The sequence below is a fragment of the Microcoleus sp. LEGE 07076 genome (assembly GCF_015207455.1).
Taxonomy (GTDB): domain Bacteria; phylum Cyanobacteriota; class Cyanobacteriia; order Cyanobacteriales; family Microcoleaceae; genus Microcoleus.
This window is the reverse complement of the sequence record NZ_JADEWV010000036.1, coordinates 1-24,180: the sequence shown is the minus strand read 5'-3', so window position 1 is coordinate 24,180 and position 24,180 is coordinate 1. Positions and strand designations below refer to the sequence as shown.

The following is a 24,180-nucleotide window of genomic DNA, read 5'->3' as shown; positions in this document are numbered from 1 at the left end:
ACAAGGTAGATCAGGCAGATAAGCAACATCAGGATTTTAAGGACTTTAAGGATTTTTAAAATCAGAAATGAGTTTCAAGATATTTATTTTTAAAGACCGTATCTTCCCCGCACAAAAAATAAAAGCATTCAATAATGATGACATAGCCGAGGGAAAGAGCAAGTTAGGTCAGAATCAATCACCCTATCAAAAGCTTACTTCTCCTCAATAAAAAGATTGTGTAAATTGGAGAATCAAAAATGTCTGTATTTCACCGCATTAAAATCGGCACATCTGTTTTATTAACCTTGGGAACAGTTGCCGGCACCGCAGCGCCGATGCTAGCTCCCGCGCCTGCTTTTGCTCAGACAGCTTTTTCGGATGTTAATAACAATTACTGGGCCAAAGACTTTATTCAAGATTTGTCAGAAAGAGGGATTATCAAGGGATTTCCCGATGGCAGTTTCCGCCCGGATGCACTGGTAACGCGGGCTGAATTCGCGGCAATGATCCGTTCTGTGAAGAAGGCAAAAACCCGCGATGCTGTAAGATTTGCCGATGTTCCATCCAATTTTTGGGCCAGCGGGGCGATCGCCGAAGCTTACGAAATGGCATGGATGTCTGGCTATCCCGGCAATGTTTTCAGGCCGATGCAGCAGATTCCTCGCGTTCAAGTTGTAGTCGCTTTAAATAACGGACTTGGCTATGAGCCTACTTGCAATTTTCAAGATGTTCTCAGCTACTACAATGATGCGGGTCAGATTCAAAGTTATGCTGTCAAAAGCGTTGCTGCTGCTACTGAAAAACAGTTAGTTGTCAGCTATCCCAATCCTAAATTTCTCAAACCAAATCAGTCAGCAACGCGGGCTGAAGTAGCGGCTTTTATCTATCAAACATTAGTGAGCAGCAATCAAGCAAGAGCAATTAATTCTCCTTACATTGCTAAGATTGATGTTGGCCAGAGTGTTGCTGTGAAAATTCCGAGTGGGGTGACTATTCCCATCGAGTACGCAAAAGGCAAGATTTTGCTCGCCCCCAATGACAAGTCTCCGATTACGCTGACGGTGGCTGCGGATATCGCGGGGAATAATGGCAAAGTGCTGATACCCGAAGGCTCGAAAATTAGTGGCGAATTGCGATCGACTGCTGCGGGCGTTCAGTTTGTGGCTCAAGAATTAAGTATCATCAACGGTAGCAGAGTGCCTCTGAATGCTACTTCGTCAGTGATTACTCGGAAAGAAACTGTAACTAAGGGCGTGAATGTGGGGAATCTGATTAAGAATACGGCCTTGGGTGCAGCAGCGGCGGCAGCGATTGCAGGTGTTACGGGCGATCGGGCGATCGCCACTGAAGAGGTGCTCGGCGGTGCGGGAATTGGGACTTTAGTCGGCGTATTTTTGGGTCGAGATAAAGTTGATTTGTATGCTGTTAATCCCGACACTGATTTAGATTTGCTGTTGAATTCGGACTTGGTATTTGCTGCTGCGAACACAGGCATTTGTAGCGCTCGATAGAAGCAAAAGTTAGTCCCGACGAGGTATTTAGAAACCGGGTTTCTTTGTACATTTTGTGTCACTCAACCAACAAACTCGTAGAAACCCGGTTTCTCGCCCCAACGCATAATTCCTGCAATCTTAACTTTCTACGGACATCCCAAACTTTCTCGCGTAGAAACTCCCGTCACGGGATTGACACCATCTGCTTTTTCGCACATGATTGTTACTTGATAAGCATCTATAATCGCGTCACTAAAATCAGCGCCGGAAATGGCAGCATCAAAAAACCGAGTTCGTGTCATAATTGCTTCGGTGAAATTAGCATTAGTCAAATTAGCGCCGTCGAATGTAACTCTATCTACCAAAGCACCGGAGAGGTTAGCACCTGACAAGTTGGCATTCAACAAAACTCCTTTAGTCAAAATCGCATTAGTCAAATCAGCGCCTTGAAAGTTGGTTCCCCGCATTTCGGCCGCGACAAATGTTCCGCCCGCTAAGTCAGAATTGGAGAAATCGCGATCGGACAAATTAATATTTGTGTAATTAATATTAAGTTTCGGCAACGCAAATGCAGGAGTAGCACTCAGCAGCACCCATCCAAAAGCCAACACCAAACTTAAAATCAGGCTTAGGAAAATTCGGAATACTCTTTTCATGATGATGGGAAGGGGGAATTGTTGACTGTTGACTGTTGACTGTTAGCTGTTGACTGTTGACTGTTAGCTGTTGACTGTTGACTGTTGACTGTTGACTGTTAACCATCAACTAATAACTAACAATTAACAACTGCTTTCCTAACAACTGCCAACTGCTTTCCTGTCAACTGCTTTCCTGTCAACTACCAACTACCAACTGACTAATTAAAACCGCTTTACCCAATCTTCGCCAACGCGAATGGTCAAGTCAGAATCGATTTCACCAGTAGAAGATGCTTCAATTTTACCATCGCCTAGTGCTTTTTGCAGGAGATTTGCTGCTGCTAAATCGCCTCGCTGAACAATAATTTGACTTTGACGCTGCTTGTCGGGCCAATCTTTGACTAGAGATACATTAGAAAAGCCATTTTTTCTGAGAAATTCAGCAACGGTTTTGGCAGTTTTCGGTTTGCTAGAAGCGTTTTGGACGGAGATTTTGAGGTTTGCGGGCGAAACTGACTCGCTGGAATTGGGAAATTGCCCGATCGCCAAATCCGGCACTCCTTGCTGGAAATATTGTGTCATAATCCGATCGCGCCCAGCAACATCTAAAATCCAATAACTCCTCAAATCCCCTTGTTTTGAGCTAGAACGTCCAGGTAACATCACCATTTTAAAATTATCTCGATCCAATTGCAAACCAAAATTTGTCAGCGTCAATATTTCCTCAAAATTTAGGTTTGTATCAACATATTTTTGCATCAATCGCACAATTTGCGACAAGCGCACCAATACAGATGGACTTGTGAAGCGCTTGCGAATAGCTTGAATTAAAGATTGTTGTCGCTGAATGCGGCCGATATCTCCTAAGCCGTCATTACGAAATCGAGCAAATTGTTCTGCTTGTTCTCCGTCTAGAGTTTGCCATCCCTGTGCTAAGTTTATTTTTAACTTTTGGGCGCTATCTGTATAAGACATCGGGCGAGGTACAAATACCTCAACTCCTCCTAACAAATCGACTAATTCCCGAAACGCACCGCTGCTGATTCGCACGTATCTTTCAATTGTCACATTGTTCAAGATACTGCTAACCAATCGCACCGCCAAAGCCGAACCTCCTCTAGCATTAGCTTCGTTAATTTTGCTGAAACGAATTCCGGGAATTTGGACTTTAGTATCTCGCGGAACTGAAACCAAACTAATAGATTTATCTCTAGGATCGAGGTGAAATACGAGTATAGTGTCGCTGCGACCTTCAAAAATTTTAGGGGAATTTGCAGCAGTTTGTGGTACGCGGTCAATTCCCATAATCAAGATATTAACAGGTCGCGACAGGCGGTATCCAGAGGAACTGGACGAACTGTCGTTAAAGCCCGCAGCATCTAGGACTCTACTAATAAGTTCCGGTTCCACGGGGGCGAAGAGGGCGGTAATTGCTCCGATTCCTGCGGAGATGGCGGCTGTGAAAATTAGGAAAAATAGCCAAAGTATATACAGGACTATTTTTGGCTTTTTTCTAGTTTTGCGATCGACTGGTTCACCAAAGTTTCGTTTAAATATTGACAAGTTTTTCATTGACTTGCTGTTGATTATTGCAGTTTTTCTGCTTTGCAGTAAAGCTTGGGCGGTGCTTCTAGAAAGTATTTGAACAAAGCCGGACAAAGCCAGCCTTCAAGATTTTTCGTTTCCTACCGATACCAGTTACCGCCGTATTCTGTTTTAAACCACACCATTTCTGCTTGATATCCGGGAAATGGATTTGCCCAGAATAAAAGTCGGAAACCTCGATCGGCATTGGGAATCTCTGCGACGAGTGCTTCAATCATCTGGGGTACGCCCTGAACAAACGGTTCTCGGACAAGTCCGACTCGCTCGTCGTCAAAAACCCAGGTGTACTGTTCGCGATCGGGATAAATTACTATCATGGCATTAGACATTGAATTATCCTTTTTTCGTTTCGTCTGTTGTTTTGGGCTGGGGAAATCCAAGTCTTGATATATTATATTCTACAAACTGGTTCGATCGTTCGGAATGCAAGTCCTCAATCATTTTGGGGGAGACAACCAAATTGCTCACTAAAAACCTAGAACTATTAGACGTAATTGCAAAAATAGTTAGGACGATGCTCGCGTGCCATCCTACAAAATCTTTTTTTCTTGTGGGATGGCACGCGAGCATCGTCCCAAAATTTGATTAAAAGGACTTTTGCAAGAGGTCTATTTGTAGTGAGGTGCTAAGTTTTTTGGTGGAATATCCCGCTCAAATCGTAGTCAACTCCAGCAGGGCCTTAGCCAAATATTCATATTGTGGCAAAGTATTGTAAAACTGAGCCGAAATCCTCACCAACCGCTTGCTAGCATCCGGCCAAGGAATCACCGGCACTTCTATTTGAAAAATCTGCCACAGCGCATCTTGCAAAGGTGCAATTCCTCCTTTTGCAACCGCATCAGATTTTTCATCAGCCAGCGACACAACTGCCATTGAACCTACCATTTCATCGGGACAAGGCAGTGGCAAATCTAATTTTTCCGCCAATATCTGTCTTCCCGCTAAGGCTAAAGTATGATTTTTTGCCATTAATTCCGGCCAGCCGCCACTCAACAAAGAACCCATAAAATCAATAGCTACAGGCACGCACAAATAAGGACTGGGATCGAGTGTTCCCATCCAGTCAAATTCTAATTGAAAGCGCGATTTATCAGTGCGGGGCGAGTTAGCACCGTGACTGATAGTAGTGGGTCGAATGGCATTTTGTTTGTCTGGCCGCACGTACAAAAAGGCAGCACCTTTAGGCGCGCACAGCCATTTGTGGCAATTTCCTGTATAGTAAGCCGCGCCAATTTCTTGTAAATTTAGAGCTACCATTCCGGGCGCGTGAGCTCCGTCTACCAATACATCCACGCCGCGGTTTTCTAACTCGCCGACTAACTGTTTGATGGGAAATATTAACCCAGTTTGACTGACAATGTGGTCTAATAATGCTAATTTTGTTTGGGGTGAGACGCACTTAATTATTGCTTCAATAATTTGTTCGGGCGAATCAATCGTAAATGGGATTTCTGCTACTATTACTTTAGCACCTGTGCGCTCTGCTATAAAATCGAGTGTGTTGCGGCAGGCGTTGTATTCCTGATTTGTGGTTAGCAATTCGTCGCCCGGAGCAAAAAAGAGCGATCGCAAAACTGCATTTATTCCTGTTGTCGCATTCGGCACAAATGCCAATTCTTCTTCTCCGGCACCGATAAATGCGGCTAACTGATTTCTGGCATGATCTAACAGCGGTTCAAATTCCCGCATTAAAAAGCGCAAAGGTTCTCTTTCGAGTTGTTCTCGGAAACTGGTTTGCGCTTCCAGCACCGGAATTGGACAGGCACCAAAGGAGCCGTGATTGAGGAATGTTATATTGCGATCGAGTAACCAGTGTTCTAAGTTCATTTGTTATTAGTCAGTTGACAGGAAAGCAGTTGTTAGTTGACAGGAAAGCAGTTGGCAGTTGGCAGTTGTTAGTTGTTAGTTATTAGTCAACAGTCAACAGCCAACTGTCAACCGTTACTCATTTTACCTTTTAATTGCTCAAATTCTTCTAATGTGTTGCAATTCGATAACATTATTGCTTCTGGTTCTCCTATAGGTAGACGGATTGCTTGAATTTGATTTAACCATACTTGAAAGGAACGTCCCCCTCGGTCAATAAAACTTTGCAAACTGGGCAGAGATTGTTGGTGGTAGAAGCCGCACAAAGGCTCCCAGCGGGAATTTTGATAAGGGACAACGGCTAAGGTTGATGGGGGGACGGCTGTTAGCTGAGTCGCCCAATTCTGAAGAATCTGGGTATTCAACAAAGGTAAATCGCAAGCTAATAGCAAAATCCAGTCGGCGGGAATTTCTGTCAATCCCTGAGTTAATGCAATTAAGGGCCCGGAGCCTGGATTGTACTCTAGCAGAAATTGGGATTGTTCGGTTAAGGTCGATCGATAGCGATCGGGCCAAGCAGTCAGAACATACACTTGTGTTGTTACAGATGCTGCAACCTCCAACGCTCGCTGCAATAGGCTTTTACCCTCAATTTCCAACAGAGCTTTATCCCTGCCCATCCGCGAACTTTGACCGCCTGCGAGGACAATTACAGCAATTTGATGGTTAGTCATTAGTTATTGGTTATTGGTTATTAGTTATTGGTTATTAGTTATTGGTTATTGGTTATTGGTTATTGGTTATTAGTTATTGGTTATTGGTTATTAGTTGGTAGGGGCGGTGTCCCCGTACCCGCCCTCAGTTGTTGGTTGTTAGTTGTTGGTTGTTAGTTATTCTCAACTCAAGACACTAACGGCTTTGCTAATTTCCTCAAGTTTTTGTACGACTTGACCGCTGCTCAATAAAGTTTCTGCCTCAATCAAACCCGAGTTCATATCCAAACAAACCCCGCTGCGCCACAGATAAAAACCGCCGTTCCAAATAGCAGATTGCATCAATTCTGAGGGTTTTCCTAGCAAAACTTCCTGCATTTGTTTGAGTAACTCAGAGGCTGATTCAAAGGCAGGATTTGTGCTGCTAAAACCGTAATCTCCGTGGGCTAAAAGCACTCGCTCAAACTCAGTGTCCGGCTTAGCAATGCCGATAATCGAAGTACGATCGCGCGGCAAGTCGCAGCTTCCCTCCAATCCTTTGACTGTGGTATAATTTTTGACTCCCCGCAATTCAAAGGCTGTTTGAAACATACCTTCTGTAGGCGGGTGGACGTAGCCAGAGATGACGTTAACGTCGCCGGCACAGGGACACCACATCAATTCCATTGTCGAAAAAGGTGGCCGTTTGCCGATTTCGCGGCGGTAGGGGACTAAAGCGGCGGCTTGAGGAAAATGCTTGGGAAGGTAAACAAAACCCAAACCGGTACTGTCAAAAACTTGCTGGACTTTTTGTAAACTAAGTTTTGTCCAGTCTACTGCCAAACCGCGCCAAATTTCTATCAGGGGAATGCCTTCTTTGGTTGGCATGACATCGCCCCCGTGCATGACGCTTGGCACGCCAGAGGCGGCTAAAATTAGAGCGGTTATGGGGCTAATTGGAGCGGTGCGCGATCGCCCGTCGTAAGCAACGCCAAACACGGCGACGCTAGAAACTGCAAACCCTTTTTCTCGGTTTGGGGGAGCAAGCATGGGCCCTAATTCTTCATAGGCATCTAGCATTCCGGCTAATTCTTCGCCGGTGGGCCGTTTAATGCGGTGGGAAATCATAAAAGCTCCGATTTGAGCTGGTGTGGCTTCTTGCAGCAGCATCATCCGCGTGGCTGCTGCTGCTTGCTTGCGAGTTAAGTTTTCTCCTGTGTGTACTCCGCTGCCAATTTTTCGCAGCAATTCTCTAAATTCGTCACTCATAATTCTTGTATTTGGTAGTTGGTTAGTGGTTAGTGGTTATTGGTTAGTGGTTGTTGGTGACATTTGAGCGGTTTTTTATTTGTACTTTACAAGTGTCAATTCAATATTCTCGAATTCTACGCTCTTTGAAAAAGCCGGAGGATGTAGATATTTATCCATATTTATGTTGTCATATATACCTAGTATAAAGCCTAAAATTTACAATATCAAATCGTATTAATTCCCTAATTTTCCGAGCTTGATGACATCTAATGGTGGCACAAGTTCGCGTACCAGATTCCAGAAATGGGCGATCGGCGGAATTTGCATTCGATCGTGAGTTGTCACCAACACTACTTCGCGAGTCCAAATCGGATCGATCGCCGATTGACCGTTAGCGAAGCCCTCGAAGAGGATCGCCGAAACTTTGGAATTTGCGTTTTGTTTGGCGATCGGCCGAATTGCTAAAGTGCGATCGCCCTCCGCCTCAAGCAAAGCTGAATGCGGTAGCAAAGCAATCAATTCTCCCTGTCTCACCACACCCCGAAAAGCATCAAGAGTGTTGAGTTCCAAAACAGCATGAAGTTTAGCACCCATGCGTCCAAATTGTTCTTGCACCATCCGCTGCATTCCGTACCCGTCCTTAAACACCACTTGCGGGTAACAAATCAATTCCGACCAAGGTACTCGATCGTACTCGGCCAAGGGATGATTTGCGGCCATCAACACCTCGATCGGCTCATTGTAGAGTACCTCAACCAACATTTCCGGGGCTTGAGTAAAATAGCGGTTGTTCATCACCACCGCTATGTCCACCAAACCGTCTTTGAGAACTTTCAAAGCTCGATCGCTCCCGAGGGAAGTCACCCGCAACTGCACCTCTGGATAGTCGCGACAAAACCTTTGCAGCACAGGCGGCAAATAAGCAGCGCAAACCGAGTGAATCGCAGCCACGCACAGTTCCGGCTGCTTTCCCGCCAACAAGTCTCCCAATTCTTCAGCAGCATTTTGCCAATTCTGACAGATTTTCCGAGCGTGAGGTAATAGGCGTTCCCCCCCCACAGTCAGTTTCGCGCTTCCCGCGCGGTGAAACAGCGATAAACCGACTTCCGCTTCGAGTCCCTGCACTTGGCGGCTAATAGTCGATTGAGTAACGCCGCACTTCCGGGCTGCTTGCTGAAAGCTCCCGGTTTCAGCAACTGAAAGAAATGCTTGAAGCTGCTCTAAGCGCATGGATGTTTCATTCTAGATGGTTTCAGACATTTTTCTCGAAGATCGTCACTCACATTAACCGATTTAGTTGAAGTATTTAGTAGATTTTGATACACTACAGATTAGTTTTGATGCAGCCAGATGCGGAGATGCTTGGTTCTACGAATCAACTTGCGGGAACAGGATTTATCCATGTACAGTAAATGTCGCTTCTCTAATGTTAAATAGATTTTTGAGCGGGCAAAATTATCAAATAACCGATTAAGTCAGGGTATATTTAAATAAGTTTGCCAGCTTGCAACTCAATTATTTTAATCAACTTAGCAGTTCTAATCCCTTGATAGATTGCGTTAAAACGCGGGATTTTATATAATAACTTTGAGCCTCTAGAAATAGCATTCAATTTCCTGTTTTAGGGACACTACAGTACCTGGAGTTCCCTAAATCCGTCCATAAGTGTCCGAATATTTCCGCCCGGAAAAAAAGAGCGATCGACTTTGAACCAGGCTGAAATTTACGGTTTTTTTTGTGTTTTTTGTGTATAACTAGGAATTATAGCGAGCCTCGCATCATTTGTATAATTTATTGTAGGGATCTTCCCCTCGTGAAGATTCCGAATCCGTGGGGTAGGAACTCTTAGGACTACCCCTACAAATTTCGCGAATCAGTGAGGATTGCTAGAGCGGGTCAGCAACACAACTGCAAGTAAGATCGATCGCACAGGAAAGCCGAAATCCTGCAATTATCTCTTAAGATTATGTCATTTAGCCAAAATTTTATTCCCCAAGGTGGATGGGAAGGGTGGCCTTTGCAGTTGATGGGACTGCACGCGGTCAGCGATTTGTTAATTGCCCTGGCTGATTATTCAGTTCCAGCAATTCTGACATACTTTGCGTGGAAGCACCGCAAGTTGCCTTCGAGCAAGAGGTTTCTTTTGTTGGGAGCCTGGTTTTTCTGCTGCGGGACAACTTACCTGATGCAGGTTTGGATGCTGGTGCATCCCAGCTACGAGCCCTCAAGTTTGCTCGCCGCCGTTACCGCTGTCATCTCTTTGTGGGCTGTGGCCGAACTGATGCCATCGCTTTCTCAACTATTGACTTCGGGCGGTTTGGCTTCTTTACCAGCAAATACAGCGCCGGAAACTGAAAAGGTCGAACCTCAATGGCAAGCCTCCGGGGCGATTAAAAATTCCGTCGCCTCCCCGGGAACCCAACTCCAGCAAATTAACCAGCAATTGGTCTCGGTAATAGCTCAGCGCGAGCGAATCGAGGAACTGTTGCTCGACACTGTAAGCAAGCTGCAAGAAAGCGAAGAACGCTTCCGGGTTTTTCAGGAATTATCTCTAGACGGATTTAATGTGTTCCGCAGCCTTCGCGATGGCTCTAAAATTGTGGATTTTGAATGGGAATACGTCAATCCCGCAGCGGCAAAAATTCAGCATATCGCTCCTGAAGAATTGGTGGGAAAGCGATTGTTGGAGGTGCTGCCGGGCCATAAAAATAGCGATTTGTTCGATCGTTACGTGCAAGTTGCTGAAACAGGAATTCCTCTAGATACCGAGATTTCTTACAACAGCGAAGGCATTGTCGGCTGGTTTCGGGTTATGACTGTTAAATTGGGGGACGGCATTGCTATTTCTTTTAGCGATATAACTAGGCGCAAACAAGTAGAAGCATCCCTGCGCGAGGCGCTGCAAAAACTCAATTCTCATTTTGAAAATACTCCTCTAGCGGTGATTGAGTGGGATGAAAACTTTCGGATCGGCGGGTGGTCGCCGGCAGCCGAGAAGATTTTTGGCTGGAAGGAAGCAGAAGTTTTAGGGAAGCATTTTAGTGAATGGAACTCGAACGATGAGGGCGATTTAGAAGATGTAAAAGCGGCAATTTATAGTTTAAAAAAACCAGGAGCTCGCTGCAATGTAGTTCGCAACAGCAATTATACTAAGGGCGGTTCGTTGCTGCACTGTGAATGGTATAATTCGGCTTTTTACAGCGATTCGGGACAGTTGATATCGGTGCTGTCCCTGGTTCTGGACGTGACGGAACGTTTGAACTTTTTGGAAGTGCTGCGACAGTCTGAAGAGCGGTTTCGGATTGCTGCTGAAAGTGCCAGCAATTTGATTTACGAATGGGATATTGAGACTGGGATCGTCCTGTGGTTCGGTCAGATAGACAAACATTTGGAGTACGAAAAAGGTGGGTTTCCGAGGACGAGAGCAGCTTGGAACAGTATCTTGAATTCGGAAGACCGAGATCGAGTCCAGGCCGCGGTCGATCGATATTTGAGCGCGCCAGACATCTCTGCTACACCATTTTTTGAGGAATACCGCGTTCAGAGCCAAAGCGGCCGCTGGCTTCACTGGATCGATCGGGGCAAAGCAGTGCTTGATTCTCAAGGCAATCCCTGCAAGTGGATCGGGGCGATCGGCGACATCACCGCTCGCAAACAAGCCGAAGAACAGCGGAATCTGGCATTGGCGCGGGAACAAGCCGCCCGCCACCAAGCAGAAGCCAGCGAACAGTTGTACCGCGTCCTCGCTGAATCCATCCCGCAAATAGTTTGGACTGCTTTGCCCGACGGTGCGATCGACTATTACAACCAGCGCTGGTTTGAATATACCGGCATGACGCTGGAGGAAACTCAAGGCTGGGGGTGGCAGCCAGTTTTGCACCCAGATGACGTGGAAAACTGCCTAGAACGCTGGAAGACCTCGGTGCAGACGGGGGGGACTTATGAGGTGGAATACCGCTTTAAACGCGCATCTGACGGGTCTTACCGCTGGCATCTGGGCAGGGCATTGCCCGTGCTGGATGCTGAGGGGAAAATCATCAAGTGGTTCGGGACTTGTACCGATATTGACGATCGCCAGCGAGCGACTCAAACAGCCGATTTCCGCGCTAGAGCTTTGGCTTTGCTGTCGTCGTCGGCTTCCTTGGATTACCAGGAAGCGCTGCAAGGTTTGGCAAATTTAGCAGTGCCGGAGTTGGGGGACTGGTGCTGCGTGCATTTAATCGAGGCCGACGGCTCGATCGGCCTGCAAGCACTTGCTCACTCAGATCCGAGCCAAGTCTCTCTGCTGTGGCAAATCGACCAGCGCTTACCCGTAGACCCCCACGCACACCACGGAATCGCAAAGGTGCTGCGGACTGGGGAGTCGAAGCTTTACCCAGAAATACCGAATTGGGCGATCGAGGCGGTGATACCGGACAGGGAACTGCAGGAAGTGCTGCGAGCCCAGACTCCGCTATCGGCAATCTGCGTGCCGCTGATGGCTCGCGGGCGGACGCTGGGAGCGATTTCGCTGCTGTGCGGGGAGTCCGGCCGCCGCTGCGGACAAGGCGATTTGGTATTGCTGGAGGATTTGGCGCGGGATTTGGGGGTGGCGATCGACAATGGGCGGCTTTACCGGGAAGCGGCGGAAGCCAACCGAATTAAAGACGAGTTTTTGGCAACGCTTTCTCACGAGTTGCGGACGCCTCTCAACGCGGTGGTGGGCTGGGCTCAGATGCTGCGCCAGCGCAAGTTGAGTGCTGAAAAAACGGCTGTGGCTTTGGAGACGATCGAGCGCAACGGGCGGTTGCAGACTCAGATGATTGAGGATTTGCTCGACATTTCCCGGATTGTTAGCGGCAAAGTGTGTTTGAAGCTGTCCCCGGTGAATTTGGTATTGATTGCAGAAACCGCAGTCAAGGCGCTAGGCCCCGATGCTGAAGTTAAGGGAGTTGAATTGGCAAGTTTTTACGGCGAAGGGGCGACCAGTCTGAGGGGCGATGCTATCCGCTTGCAGCAGGTGGTTTGGAATTTGCTCTCGAATGCGATTAAGTTTACGCCGCCGTCGGGTCGCGTGGAAATCAGGATCTCGGAGGATGGGGAACCGCGATCGGCTGGTAGTGCCATTTTGTCTGTGTCTCCGGTTCACTCTGTGACTCTCGCTGTCAGCGATACGGGAATTGGCATCAGCAAGGAGTTTTTGCCGTTTGTGTTCGATCGCTTCCGGCAAGCTGACAGCAGTTCTACGCGCAATTACGGCGGGCTGGGACTGGGATTGGCGATCGTCCGCCATCTGGTCGAACTCCACGGCGGCACTGTCTGGGTCGAAAGTCCCGGGGAAGGACTCGGCTCGACTTTCGGAGTGCGATTGCCAATTGAGCCAGTTGTTAGTTGTTAGTTGTTAGTTGTTAGTTGTTAGTTGTTAGTTGTTAGTTGTTAGTTGTTAGTTGTTAGTTGTTAGTTGTTAGTTGTTAGTTGTTAGTTGTTAGTTGTTAGTTGTTAGTTGTCAGTCAACCGTCAACAGTCAACCCTCAACAGTCAACCCTCAACAAGACTAATTTTCCTGCCATTCTTGCAGGGCGATCGCAATTCCCTCTCTCAATCCCGGTTCCAGATTGTCTTGCTTAGCTAAACTCTCTAATTGCTGCCGGACTTCCCCAGCACCTAGCTGTTTGAGCGCTGATAAACTGTGCAGCCTGACGCTGTTGTCGGCATCTGCTAACAGTTGAATCAGCACATCTAGCGCTCTGGTGTCTCCTAATTTCCCTAAGCTTAAAGCTAAAGATTGTTTCATTTCTGCCGACTGCACGGCGGGATGATTGCTTGCAAGCAAATCGATCGCCATTTCAGCAGTTGTCGCTTTTAATTCCGGCTTTGACCCTCGACCTAAAACATTAACAATCTCTTGACAAACAGCCGATTTTGTGTTATTGATATCAGCAATTAAGGTTTGGTGCAAATATTCTAAAGCGGTTGCAGTTTCCATCCAGCTTAGGGCGCGCACAGTTTCAATTTGCAACTCGACTGGAGTTGCGGGCGATCGCAGCAATTCAAATAAAGCAGCAGCCGCAGCATCGGTTTTCACTCGCCCGATCGCGATCGCCGCTTGTTGGCACACTTCTAATCGGATGTCCCAAAGCAAAGGTTTGAGCAACTTAACTAAATCTAATTCTGCGTCTAAATAAGCGCGAACTCCCAGAGCTCGCACTGCTTCTTTTCTGACTGCTGCCGCCACATCTTTGAGCGCTTCTACCAGTATCGGCGGAATGCGGGAGTCGCGAAAGCTGCTCAAAGCCTCGATCGCAGCCACCCGCACTCCCACTTGAGAATCTTTGACTACGCCCAACAGCGGTACGATGATTTCGGGGTGCCGAATTTGGGCGAGGGCTGCTGTTGCAAACAGTCGCGAGTCTTCTTGCTGCAAGAGATTTGCTAAGGATTCTATCGCTGCGCTGCCGAAATTCGCCAGGGTTTGGGCCGCGATTTGACTCAGTTCTTCGTCGGTATTTTTGACTAATTTTACTAAAGCTGCAATCACTTCCGGGCGATTCCCTTCGGGATAGCTAGGCTTCACGAACTTTCCCAGAATGCGGGCGGCGAACCACCGCGGTTCCGTGTCGCCGTCTTCGTCTTCGAGCACGGCAATTAAAGGTGCGATCGCGCCATTTCCCAGATTTGGCAATACTTTAGCAATTTCCCAGCGGTCTTGAAAATCGCCCCATTCTAAAGCTTGTATTGCTAAACTGACAGATTGCTCTAAAATTTGTTGTTCCTGCGACTTGCTAGTGTTAGCTGTCACTTGCTGCAAGCATTCGACTAACTCCGGCCAGTTTTGGCGATCGGCAGCAACCTGCGCTTTTTGTAAAATATCACACATGATTTTCATTTAGCTTCGATCGAGAAGCGAGATTGTTTGCTGCTAGCCCAGAGCCGCAGCTACTTTTTAGCAATATTTTGCTACAATTATCCATTTTTTGACATTTTTGTCAATCCATCATAACCTGTAAAATGAAACTATAACCTTTCTCAGTTAAGTCAGGTACGCTCCCGCAATCTGCAATCACTCCTAAATCATAGCTGGTAGCCAACCCAAACTCAAATTACCAATTACCAATCCCCAATTCCCCCTCTAATAGTCTACCTCATATCACAAAAAACCACTTTCAATAATTAATTTCATACACTTAAACCATCCAGCTTATACAGTAATTAACAACACTCAATATTGCTCATAAAAAGCTAATACATGAAGAAAGCTCTACTTTTAGTAAACCAGCACTCCCGAAAAGGGCAAGAACTATTATCTCAAGCCATTGCAGAACTACAAGCACTGGGTTTTGAATTAATTGTAGAATCTACCGATCGCGCCAGCCAAATTTCAGACACAATTCGGCGCTACCAAAATCAAGTCGAATTAGTCATAATCGGCGGCGGCGACGGCACTCTCAACTGCGCCATCGAAGGCTTGATTGACACTAAATTGCCCTTGGGTATTTTGCCGATGGGAACAGCTAATGACCTAGCTCGCACTCTGGGAATTCCTATAGCTTTACCCACAGCTTGTCAAATAATTTCCAGCGGAAAAATTCGCCTCATAGACTTAGGTTTGGTAAACAACCAGCATTTCTTAAATGTGGCAAGTTTGGGATTGAGCGTCCAAATTACCCAGCGGCTGACTAAAGACGTAAAGCAGCGTTGGGGAGTTTTTGCCTATGCTTTTACTGCTTGGCAGACAATTCGGAAATCGCGACCGTTCAGAGCAGAAATTAGGGTTAACAACGAATCTTTTAATGTTAAAAGCATTCAAATTGCGATCGGCAACGGTCGCTACTACGGCGGCGGCATGACTGTTGCTGAGGATGCCACCATCGACGACAGGCGACTGGATTTGTACAGTTTAGAAACACAACATTGGTGGGAAATCATTGCTTTACTCCCGGCGATGAAGCAAGGAAATCATACGAGTTGGCCTAACGTTCGCGCCTTGCGCGCTCAAGAATTTGAGATTAATACTAGCAAACGCCGTCCGATTAATACCGACGGTGAAATCACCACTCACACGCCTGCAAAATTCCGCGTGATTCCCCAAGCTTTAGCCGTGATAGCTCCTTCATAAGTTTGTAGTGATATCAATTCCGGTTGCACTCATACATGACTGTTGACTGTTGACGGGCGGCTCGAAAAACTGAATGGTTGATTGTTAACTCTTGACTCGATTTTATTATTGGGATGCAACCGGAAACGATATGAGGATTTTATTCGTCTGATTTTGATACAGACTAAATTCCTCACTACAAACCCAATTTCTGACCTAGTTAATAATCGCCTCCAGCGCCGTATTTCCACGCTTCAACTAATCGGTGAAAATAGTATTGCTGTTCCGGAGCTAAATTTTTTACCTGCGGTTCTACAGCTTTCCCCAAAGGCTGCAATCCCGTATAAATTCCTAAATTTACATAATGAACCATCCAATCGACCAAATTAGCAATTCCCACCTGCGGGATAATTTTCATAACTAATCCGGGATGGCTAATTGCTGTTTTAAACAAGGTTTTTGACAAAGCAGGAAACAGCACGATATCCTGAAGAAACGGTTTGAGAACCGGTTCTCCCAACTCTTCCATTACCTGAAATACGGCAGCCAAAAGTTGATTGATTTGATTGGGGTCTATTTTCTGATTCATCGCAGCACTCATCGAACGCTGAAACAACCAAGTAACTGATAGATTTGGTTGATACGGTTGCAAAATTGCGAGGGAATTTTTGTCTAGACTTTCGCTGGTTAAAGCTTCGTCAATTCCGAGAGTTAAGCGTTTGAGGTGGCGCACCATTGCGCCGAAACCGCCGAAGCTGAGGGGCGATTGGCTACCGCTGCTGTCTCCGACTGGAAGTATGCGATTCCAAGGCATTTTTAGAGGACTTTGGCGATAGCAGGGAAAGAATCCGTAGAGTGCTCTTTGGAATTTTAACTGTTCGAGTTCGATGTTTTGATATTGGGGCAGCAAGCGCAAATATTCTTCAAATAATGTTTCTAAACTGAATCTTTCTGTATCGGCGTCTATGTAGGTAAATAAGTAAGTAGTGCGTCCGTCTCTGGCTGGAAATGCTTCCCAAAAGTATTGGCACTGATTTTGCATTGAGGTGAAGGATGCAAATATGTCGCCGGTTTCGTTTTTGGGGTATCCTCGGGCGCAAGTGCCTACTACTAAACATACAGCGTCGGGTTTTTTGCCTTGTCTTGCTTGGCGGACAATGGGTGAGAAATGTCCCATTGCGTCTAATAACAATCTGGTTTTAAATAAATTATTGAGAGTTGGTGAATCTGTATTTTCTGATGCAACTGCGACTCCATTAGGGTGAATTGTTGCTGTTTTAAATGGTGTCTTTTCAAATAGTTTTCCTCCGGCTTGGAGAAATTTTTGTTTGAGGGTTTCGAGGAGGTAAACTGGGTCGATTCCGATGTTGAGTACGTCGCGCACCCAGATGTCTGGGGTGTTGGGAAAGCTGATTCGTGCTGGGTTGTATTCGGTGGCTGTTGCTTTGTCTATCTCTGCAAGCGATAGCAAGTTTAGTTCTAAGAATACGTCTAATTCTTTGCGAGAAATGTTCCATTCTTGGTCGCGGCCTCGCAGGATGCCGCGTTCTAGCAAGGCTACTCGCCAACCCCGCAGGACTAAGGCTGTACCGATTAATATTCCTAGGGTTCCGCCGCTGATAACTATGTCGAAGTCGAGGGTTTCGAGGGGTTGTTGGCTGTGTTTGACTGCTTGGGGTGCTGGGGCGGTGTTTTGTTTGAGGTTTTCCCAGAGTCGATCGACCTTTTGCAGGCCTTGAAGGGCATCTCCCGGCACTTGGGAGAGGATTTGTTCGGTGAGGGACATCGGGTTTTAATATTATTGAATTGGAGTTTAGACTAAGCACGTCAAAAAATGCGATCGCAACTCAACTGGCAAACGTTTATATAAGAACGGCAACGGTCACTGGCGACAAGCTATGAGGTTAACCATGAGTATAGATGCCAGCGACCGTTGACGTTCTCTTTGAGATTGCGACGCTCCCTGTGTCACGAGCTGCCAGAAAATTAACACGGACTGTCTGATGGTATAGCAATACTTGAGCAAGGTTTTACCCCAGGCGCGAGACAGGCATAGAAATCAAGTTGAAAAACAAATGTGTGCGATCGTAACTACAGACAGCAGAGCGGGTAGAAAATGGAGAATTCACCAAAAATCTCAAATCTACCTCCAATCAAGTTTGAACAATTACCGGAATTTCGTCAACCTGCCGATCGATGTCTAGGTCATGCATGCATATGCCACCTTTGAACTAGCAGATGCGGTGATGACAACCCGCCAGATATTATGTTTAGGAGATTTTGCCCTCAATCCCTTGTTTCGGCGCGAGTGGTTGAGCGTCTACGAGGCACTGCAAGATTGTAGACCAGACCGAGACCAATTGATGCAACTATACATCCAACAACTATCACAAGTGGAACGTGAGCGTATTAGCGATCGACCATAGGGGAGGGTTGAGACGTCATGCACCTACCCTCAAAGAACCTACCTATGAACATCAACCCACAGGTATACCTGTCAGCATTGGCTAGGCATATAGTACGATCGCACGCTTTTCCTTCGATCAGTGACAGTTGGGCGCTGCGGTTAAGACACGAACCTATTACCAGTTGGGACAACCCAATCGGTAAAGCCGCTGAACAATTAGCACAAGTGTGTGCATATCTTCCCTGCTATACAAATACTAGACAAGTCTAGACATTGCTTCTTACTTGATCCGGAGCATGGGAGCGGCGGGAGCATCTCACTGTGGCAATCAGTACAAATACTCAGACAATTGTCTAGCTAAGCTGATGGCATAATAGAAAAGATTGAAAAATGAATAAATTGATGAATTATCGGTGATACTAAAAAAGTGCTAGATAGCAACTTTTACTCCCACAGACATTAACTCACAACGGATTTTTTGACTCAATTAGACCTCTTGCAAAAATCGGCAGAGCAATGTATAATTGCAGAGTTATAAATTATTAATAATTAACTAAAATGCTATTTTATAACTTCCCCAAAATTGTCAAACAATATCTCGCCCATTTACCCAAAGATGATGATCCTGTTTTAGATAGCTTCACATTTGTTTCCGGCTGGCTAGGGTTTAGTTTTGACAAAAGTCTCGATACTATGCGATCGCCCTGCACCGTTTAAACAGCCGAGACATCTCCCTAGATATATCAAGGTTTTCAAAGGCTAGTAAACAGAGAGATACTGGTATTTTTGTAAACATATTTGAAAGATTGCAACCGGATGTAAAACGTCAATTAATTGAGCGAGATAGGATGATTTTATTCGCATTAGATTCAACGATAGTTACCTGAACAAGTAAATTACTATGGCAACAGGAATATCAGCAAGTAAAATTATTTGCTGGAACGGACAATGAACGGGTAATGATTGATGGAGTGTACATTCATTTTGGACAAGGTCATGACAGTCAGTAGGTCAATGAAACCATAGCAGCCACAGCTCAAAATAAAGTCGCCATAATGGATAGAGGTTTTTCTAGTTCTGAACGCGTTCAAGCCTTGCTCGAAAATCAATATTTTCTACTACGAATCAACAACAATACTACTATCAACATTAAGGAGGATGGAACTTATAAACGGTGGAGTGAACAACCAAAAGTTCAAGTAAAATTAGTGATTTTTTCGGATTTAAAAACACTGAGTGAATTTAGGTTAGTGACTAATTTGCCTGAATCAGGAGAAATAGCATACACTAAGGTCGAAATTGAAGAAATTCATCGAAGACGATGGCAGATTGAATTGCTGTGGAAATTCTTAAAAGTGCATTTAAAATTGGCTCGTCTGATTATTAAAAACACCAAGGAAATTAGGATACAAATCTCTGTCTGTTTAATTTGTTATTTGTGGCTTCAGTTGGTTGAAGCTACCGATTATATTGGCAATAAACTGTTAGATAAGTTACGATGTTTACAGACTTTTATGTGTGAGATAGTCAGCTATATTCACTGGTTTAAGGAACTTGTTTTCTATTACTGAAATTAGCAGTAGATAGGATTTCTATGTCTATTTTCAAAATCCTATCAATAAGGGTTCAACACTTCTGAGCAATAAGCAACTTGCTTCGAGTTGTTGACTCAATCGGGTTCGTTTCTTCAATCCCAGTTTCTGGCGAGAGTTTCTCACTGACTTGCCATACTCCCAGACAGGTTTGAATCCCTCTTAGTCTCCCTGCTCTTGTGCGAGCTGTTTCTGCTTAAAAAAAAAATCCGATTTCTGGCGCGACTTGTTTTAGTAGATGGTCTCTGACTGCTAGTTCAATCAGGGCAAAGTCTTTGAGTTGTTCTTTTGGTGTATTCTTGAGAAGTATGCTGGCAACAGCTTGCAAATGTTTTTGTAAGATTTTAGGGTTCTTGGGCTGTCATCTATTTTTCCTTGTAGATTTTGTGCTATTCTCTGATAGTTTCTGTCTGAGTAGAAATACTTATTATTGCATAACTGAGATGCTCCCCAACTGACTGATGACTAATCACATTCGACGCTTCATTCCATTTTTAGACCCCAGCGCGTCGCAGTGGGCCGCTGAAGCCCGGTGGCTGAGGTGGCTGACTTTTTTGTGGCTGTTTGTAGGGCTCACAGCATTGTTTTCGGCTTCCTATCCCATTGCAAATTCACAATTTGGAGACGGCCTTTACTATTTTAAACGACAGCTAATCGCAGTGGCGATCGGGCTGGCAGGTTTTAACTTAATGGTATACTCCCCCCTGCGTTACTTGCTGAAAACAGCTCAGTTAGGCATCCTGATGCTGCTGGGATTGCTCTGGTTGACCTTAATTCCGGGAGTGGGAACCACCGTCAACGGGGCGACTCGCTGGATATCTCTGGGCCCGGTGCCGATTATTCAACCTTCGGAATTGATCAAGCCGTTTTTCGTTCTCCAAAGCGCCCGGATTTTTGGCAACTGGCCCCGGTTGACGAATAAAGTTCGCCTCAGTTGGCTGTTAATTTTCGGCGCCATGCTGTTGGGAATTTTGTTGCAGCCCAATTTGAGCACCACGGCTTTGTGCGGGATAACTTTGTGGTTGGTGGCTTTGGCGGCGGGCTTGCCTTACTTGCAGTTGGGCGCAACGGCCGCGGGGGGAATGCTTTTGGCGGTTTTAAGTATTAGTTTTCGGGAATATCAGCGCCGCCGGATTATGTCTTTTCTCAATCCTTGGGCAGATCCGATGCAGGATGGCTATCAGTTGATTCAAAGTCTGCTGGCTGTTGGTTCTGGCGGGATTTGGGGTGTTGGTTTTGGGATGTCGCAGCAAAAGTTATTTTATTTGCCGATTCAGTACAGCGATTTTATTTTTGCTGTGTTTGCTGAGGAGTTTGGTTTGGTGGGGGGGTTTGCGCTGTTGCTGATGTTGGCAGCTTACGCTACCGTGGCTTTGAGGGTGGCGATGAGGGCCCGGAATATTGAGAGTCAGTTGGTGGCGATTGGGGTAATGGTGGTGATGGTGGGACAGTCGATGCTAAATATTGGGGTGGCGACGGGGGTTTTGCCGACTACGGGTTTGCCGCTGCCGTTTTTTAGTTACGGGGGTTCGTCGATGGTGGCGAGTTTGTTGTTGTCGGGTTTGCTGATTCGGGTGGCTAGGGAGAGTTCTGAGGCCGATGTTGTTTCTCTCGACGGACGCAGAAAGGTGTCGGGAAAGCCGAAGTTGCGATCGACCGACGGTACTGCACAAACCGAATAATTTGTCAAATTATTTCCGGGAAACGCGGATCACAAGAAACCGGGTTTTTTGACCAAAATATTTGCTTAAAACTGCAATCTCGGTGAAAAACCCGGTTTTTGTCTCCAAGACTATATTTATTTCCGCCCGTCACCCTTATCTGGCGGTTCTTCTTGTTGCTGAGGTTTAGCTGTGATGTCAATTAATTCTTTTTTGTCTGGTTTTGGTGTTTCTTGAGTTGAATTAGTCATGAATTTTTGTCCTCAATAGATGCACCGCTTAATTATATCTTTTCCGGCGACAAATCTATGGCTCTAGATAGCGGGAGCAATAGCAACACAAATAATTCTCATGTAGTGGGATTTTCGCTTTAATATTAGACAGGGTTATGTAGATGCAAATTTCTGTCGCTTGCTACACTCCTTGAGGATTGCAGCCAAACAAATCGGAGGTGGAGGCAAAAACATCTTTGTTAAAAATTAAATGCCGATCGCCATCTCGACTGATTAACCCTTGCTGCTGCAATTTTCCCAGCATTCGCGTTACCGTTACTCTAGTCGTGCAAATAGTATTAGCAATATCTTGATGAGTCAAGCGGATGCTCAAACGAGTTCCCTCAACCACAGGCTGACCGAAGTCCTGCTGCAACAATAGCAGTAGCTGATACAAACGGTCTTCTACTCGGCGCACTCCGGCGATCGCCAAAATTGATTCCATTTGTCGCAACCGCCGTACCATTTGAGGCAGCAACTCGTGAGCCAATTCAGGAGAAGCTTCGATTTCCACCATAGAATACCACATCAAATAAACATCTGATGTCGCGGCCACTCGGTAAGTCTGCAAATTTGTCAACCACAAACCGAAGCACATCGAAGGCCCTACCCAACCCAAAAGTCCTTCTTCCCCGTTTGGATAAAGTGTGCTCAGTTGTGCTAAACCTTGACAGACTTGCCAAAGCCCTTGGGATCTCAAAGGAATGGTTTCGCCCTTGGCATAAAAATGCAATTTTCGAGTCGCTCCCGTGTTATGCTGGACTTCCGCTAAAAGTGCTTTGGATGTTGGTGGCATATCCGTTATTTCCAGCTAAAAAACAGTAGTTTGAGACCTATGGATTTAACTCTAACTCACGAAGGTAAAGGCTTGGTGATCGTCTGGTTAGCGGAAAAATAAGCTTTGGTTAATTGTTTTCACAACCTGTTTGATGTCGGGACTTACCAAAGTCTGCTGCAATACTTTAACAACAAAAGTGCGGTTAAGTATCCCGAACCGTAAAAAATCACCAAAACCCCCGAAAATTACGGATTGCTTTATTCCCAAGTCGCCCAAAAAGCTCTGAAATCTGTTGCTGAATCTTTTAGTTGTTTGGCAACTTTAGAGAAATTAGCAAAACAGGGAAAACTCAACCCAAAACTGAGATTACCAAAATATAGAAGCAAAGGGGAACGTATCGAGTCTCAGATTTCGGACAAGCTTAAAAGGTATTTGGGAATCAAGTTATACGATTTTTCCAAAATCCTGCCACAGTAGTTGTAGGGTGCGTCGCACGAGAACAATTCAGAGCATTTCACGCCAGATATCTGGTGCGATGCACCTTACACATTGGTTCGATCGTTTGTTAACAGACAATTTAAATGCTCAAAAGCCGATCGATCATTTGCTACCGGAATTGATATCAAACCACTTTTGGCAGTTAAATGCCGAACATCTAAAAACCCAAATCTACAGCAATTCGGTGCGCGCAAGCAAACCCAGAAAACGCCACCGCATTTAAACCCTGTCCCGGAAATGTACTATCGCCCACACAATACAAACCGGGCATAGAAGTTCGATTAAACGGCATTCCCAACAAACCCATTAACTTCTGGCGTGGCACCGGCCCGTAAGTTCCGTCTTCGCGCCCCAAAAAGCGGCGGTGAGAACGCGCTGTCCCGACTTCCATATAATCCAAACCAGCATCTAAACCCGGGAAAATCTTTTCCAATCTTTCAATAATTCTCCCTGCAGCCTCTTCCTTTTTATCCTCATATTCCTGCTGGGAAAGTCCTTCCCACTCTTCCATCCAGCTCGAAGTAAAAGCGTGAACAATGTGATATCCTGCCGGAGCTAAATCCGGGTCTAGCACGGTTGGAACTGACACCAAAATAGTTCCCTCTGGTGCTTCCATTTTCTCCCAATCTTCTAACAAAATGTGGTGACAGGCAGTACCGACAGGGATTGCGCTTGCTTCCACTCCCAAATGTAAACTCAGGAAACTGGGGGCTTTTTGATAGCGCTGCTGCCATTTCTTCTCGCTCGCTGGCATTTCTTCAGCAGGCAGCAATTTCTCGAAAGTATCCCACCGCGTGGCGTTAGAAACTATCCGCTTGGCGCGGTAAACTTCGCCCGTTGCGAGTTCAACTCCGACGGCGCGGCCGTTTTCTGTGATAATTTTTTTTGCTTTAGCTTTGTATTGAATTTTGCCGCCGAATTTCTCTAATCCTTCGACTAATTTTTGGGCAATTTGACCGACTCCGCCTTTGGGATAATTTATGCCGCCGTAATGTCTGTCGGAAAATACCATTCCGGCGTTAATCATCGGTGTTAAGTCTGCGGGTACTACAGACCAGTAGTAGCATTCCATATCGATAAATTTCAACAAAGTGGGGTCTTTGATGTAGCGACGCGCAATGTCGCCAGTATTTTGAGGCAGATATTTTACTAATCCCAAACAGGCTAAAGGATTCTGAAAAAAGACTCGCACCAGATATCCGGGTTCTTCTAGGGATAGCAATTCCATGCCGTTGAGGCAGTTGAAGACGTTCCAGCATTCGCCGTAAAATTTCTGGATGCCTTGGCGCTCGTGAGGGAATCTGTCAATTAATTCTTGCAAGTATTTGTCATAAGGCTGGGGAACTTCCAGATCCAAGCTGTCGGGTAGGTGATAGTGAAGCTGTACGGGATCTGGAATTGTTTCTAGGGTGACGTTGACTGCTTTGAGGG

16 protein-coding genes and 1 pseudogene are annotated in these 24,180 nt (G+C 45.8%); 6 read left to right on the top strand and 11 right to left on the bottom strand.

From position 1 onward, the window contains the following. Positions 1 to 239 precede the first annotated feature (239 nt). Positions 240 to 1,493 carry an S-layer homology domain-containing protein gene (locus IQ270_RS08670; RefSeq protein ID WP_193972819.1) on the top strand — a complete coding sequence of 418 codons (1,254 nt, stop codon included), beginning with the start codon at positions 240 to 242 and terminating at the stop codon, positions 1,491 to 1,493. A 128-nt stretch (positions 1,494 to 1,621) separates the two neighbouring features. Here IQ270_RS08670 and IQ270_RS08665 read toward each other — a convergent pair whose 3' ends face one another. From IQ270_RS08665 to IQ270_RS08635, 7 genes are all read right to left on the bottom strand, one after another. After that, a complete protein-coding gene (locus tag IQ270_RS08665) occupies positions 1,622 to 2,131 on the bottom strand; it encodes a pentapeptide repeat-containing protein (RefSeq protein ID WP_193972818.1) in 510 nt (169 codons plus the stop codon). 204 nt (positions 2,132 to 2,335) lie between these two features. Continuing rightward, entirely contained in the window at positions 2,336 to 3,685 is a 1,350-nt protein-coding gene (locus tag IQ270_RS08660) for an LCP family protein (protein WP_193972817.1), read from the bottom strand. 113 nt (positions 3,686 to 3,798) lie between these two features. Then, on the bottom strand, positions 3,799 to 4,047 hold the full coding sequence (locus IQ270_RS08655) for a hypothetical protein (RefSeq protein WP_228056184.1): 249 nt from the start codon (positions 4,045 to 4,047) through the stop codon (positions 3,799 to 3,801). Between the two features lie 322 nt (positions 4,048 to 4,369). After that, positions 4,370 to 5,545, bottom strand: coding sequence for an aminotransferase class V-fold PLP-dependent enzyme (locus tag IQ270_RS08650; RefSeq protein ID WP_193972816.1), 1,176 nt, complete (start codon positions 5,543 to 5,545; stop codon positions 4,370 to 4,372). 107 nt (positions 5,546 to 5,652) lie between these two features. Continuing rightward, positions 5,653 to 6,258, bottom strand: coding sequence for a molybdenum cofactor guanylyltransferase (locus tag IQ270_RS08645; protein ID WP_193972815.1), 606 nt, complete (start codon positions 6,256 to 6,258; stop codon positions 5,653 to 5,655). Positions 6,259 to 6,420: 162 nt separating this feature from the next. After that, positions 6,421 to 7,485, bottom strand: a complete 1,065-nt coding sequence (locus IQ270_RS08640) for an anthranilate phosphoribosyltransferase family protein (RefSeq protein ID WP_193972814.1) — start codon at positions 7,483 to 7,485, stop codon at positions 6,421 to 6,423. Positions 7,486 to 7,701: 216 nt separating this feature from the next. Further along, the gene (locus IQ270_RS08635; protein WP_193972813.1) at positions 7,702 to 8,697 is read right to left on the bottom strand and encodes a LysR family transcriptional regulator; all 996 of its coding nucleotides are present in this window, start codon (positions 8,695 to 8,697) and stop codon (positions 7,702 to 7,704) included. A gap of 736 nt (positions 8,698 to 9,433) precedes the next feature. On the opposite strand from IQ270_RS08635, the gene IQ270_RS08630 reads away from it, so the two are divergent. Then, positions 9,434 to 12,844 (top strand): PAS domain S-box protein, encoded by a 3,411-nt coding sequence (locus tag IQ270_RS08630; protein WP_228056183.1) that lies wholly within the window; start codon positions 9,434 to 9,436, stop codon positions 12,842 to 12,844. Between the two features lie 156 nt (positions 12,845 to 13,000). Here IQ270_RS08630 and IQ270_RS08625 read toward each other — a convergent pair whose 3' ends face one another. Continuing rightward, a complete protein-coding gene (locus IQ270_RS08625) occupies positions 13,001 to 14,323 on the bottom strand; it encodes a HEAT repeat domain-containing protein (RefSeq protein ID WP_193972812.1) in 1,323 nt (440 codons plus the stop codon). A 369-nt stretch (positions 14,324 to 14,692) separates the two neighbouring features. Here IQ270_RS08625 and IQ270_RS08620 point away from each other — a divergent pair, with 369 nt between their 5' ends. Next, the gene (locus IQ270_RS08620; RefSeq protein WP_193972811.1) at positions 14,693 to 15,562 is read left to right on the top strand and encodes a lipid kinase; all 870 of its coding nucleotides are present in this window, start codon (positions 14,693 to 14,695) and stop codon (positions 15,560 to 15,562) included. A 199-nt stretch (positions 15,563 to 15,761) separates the two neighbouring features. Here IQ270_RS08620 and IQ270_RS08615 read toward each other — a convergent pair whose 3' ends face one another. Further along, the gene (locus tag IQ270_RS08615) at positions 15,762 to 17,327 is read right to left on the bottom strand and encodes an FAD-dependent oxidoreductase (RefSeq protein WP_193972810.1); all 1,566 of its coding nucleotides are present in this window, start codon (positions 17,325 to 17,327) and stop codon (positions 15,762 to 15,764) included. A 421-nt stretch (positions 17,328 to 17,748) separates the two neighbouring features. Between IQ270_RS08615 and IQ270_RS30825 the strand changes: the two genes are divergently transcribed. The 3 genes and pseudogenes from IQ270_RS30825 to IQ270_RS08600 all read left to right on the top strand — a co-directional run bounded on the left by IQ270_RS30825 (position 17,749) and on the right by IQ270_RS08600 (position 21,222). Beyond that, positions 17,749 to 17,967, top strand: a complete 219-nt coding sequence (locus IQ270_RS30825; RefSeq protein ID WP_228056182.1) for a hypothetical protein — start codon at positions 17,749 to 17,751, stop codon at positions 17,965 to 17,967. Between the two features lie 539 nt (positions 17,968 to 18,506). Beyond that, a pseudogene (locus tag IQ270_RS08605) lies at positions 18,507 to 19,519 on the top strand (transposase). Positions 19,520 to 20,001: 482 nt separating this feature from the next. Next, positions 20,002 to 21,222, top strand: a complete 1,221-nt coding sequence (locus IQ270_RS08600; RefSeq protein ID WP_193972809.1) for an FtsW/RodA/SpoVE family cell cycle protein — start codon at positions 20,002 to 20,004, stop codon at positions 21,220 to 21,222. A 393-nt stretch (positions 21,223 to 21,615) separates the two neighbouring features. On the opposite strand, the gene IQ270_RS08595 is transcribed toward IQ270_RS08600, so the two are convergent. Next, positions 21,616 to 22,269, bottom strand: coding sequence for a Crp/Fnr family transcriptional regulator (locus IQ270_RS08595; RefSeq protein WP_193972808.1), 654 nt, complete (start codon positions 22,267 to 22,269; stop codon positions 21,616 to 21,618). A gap of 637 nt (positions 22,270 to 22,906) precedes the next feature. After that, positions 22,907 to 24,180: carotenoid isomerase (gene crtH, locus IQ270_RS08590; RefSeq protein WP_193972807.1), on the bottom strand; the 1,274-nt coding region annotated here is incomplete at its 5' end.

Excerpts from the sequence above, each read along its gene's own strand:
- IQ270_RS08670 (WP_193972819.1), top strand. The coding sequence starts at position 240 with ATGTCTGTATTTCACCGCATTAAAATCGGCACATCTGTTTTATTAACC.
- IQ270_RS08665 (WP_193972818.1), bottom strand. The coding sequence starts at position 2,131 with ATGAAAAGAGTATTCCGAATTTTCCTAAGCCTGATTTTAAGTTTGGTG.
- IQ270_RS08660 (WP_193972817.1), bottom strand. The coding sequence starts at position 3,685 with ATGAAAAACTTGTCAATATTTAAACGAAACTTTGGTGAACCAGTCGAT.
- IQ270_RS08655 (WP_228056184.1), bottom strand. The coding sequence starts at position 4,047 with ATGTCTAATGCCATGATAGTAATTTATCCCGATCGCGAACAGTACACC.
- IQ270_RS08650 (WP_193972816.1), bottom strand. The coding sequence starts at position 5,545 with ATGAACTTAGAACACTGGTTACTCGATCGCAATATAACATTCCTCAAT.
- IQ270_RS08645 (WP_193972815.1), bottom strand. The coding sequence starts at position 6,258 with ATGACTAACCATCAAATTGCTGTAATTGTCCTCGCAGGCGGTCAAAGT.
- IQ270_RS08640 (WP_193972814.1), bottom strand. The coding sequence starts at position 7,485 with ATGAGTGACGAATTTAGAGAATTGCTGCGAAAAATTGGCAGCGGAGTA.
- IQ270_RS08635 (WP_193972813.1), bottom strand. The coding sequence starts at position 8,697 with ATGCGCTTAGAGCAGCTTCAAGCATTTCTTTCAGTTGCTGAAACCGGG.
- IQ270_RS08630 (WP_228056183.1), top strand. The coding sequence starts at position 9,434 with ATGTCATTTAGCCAAAATTTTATTCCCCAAGGTGGATGGGAAGGGTGG.
- IQ270_RS08625 (WP_193972812.1), bottom strand. The coding sequence starts at position 14,323 with ATGTGTGATATTTTACAAAAAGCGCAGGTTGCTGCCGATCGCCAAAAC.
- IQ270_RS08620 (WP_193972811.1), top strand. The coding sequence starts at position 14,693 with ATGAAGAAAGCTCTACTTTTAGTAAACCAGCACTCCCGAAAAGGGCAA.
- IQ270_RS08615 (WP_193972810.1), bottom strand. The coding sequence starts at position 17,327 with ATGTCCCTCACCGAACAAATCCTCTCCCAAGTGCCGGGAGATGCCCTT.
- IQ270_RS30825 (WP_228056182.1), top strand. The coding sequence starts at position 17,749 with ATGCATGCATATGCCACCTTTGAACTAGCAGATGCGGTGATGACAACC.
- IQ270_RS08600 (WP_193972809.1), top strand. The coding sequence starts at position 20,002 with ATGACTAATCACATTCGACGCTTCATTCCATTTTTAGACCCCAGCGCG.
- IQ270_RS08595 (WP_193972808.1), bottom strand. The coding sequence starts at position 22,269 with ATGCCACCAACATCCAAAGCACTTTTAGCGGAAGTCCAGCATAACACG.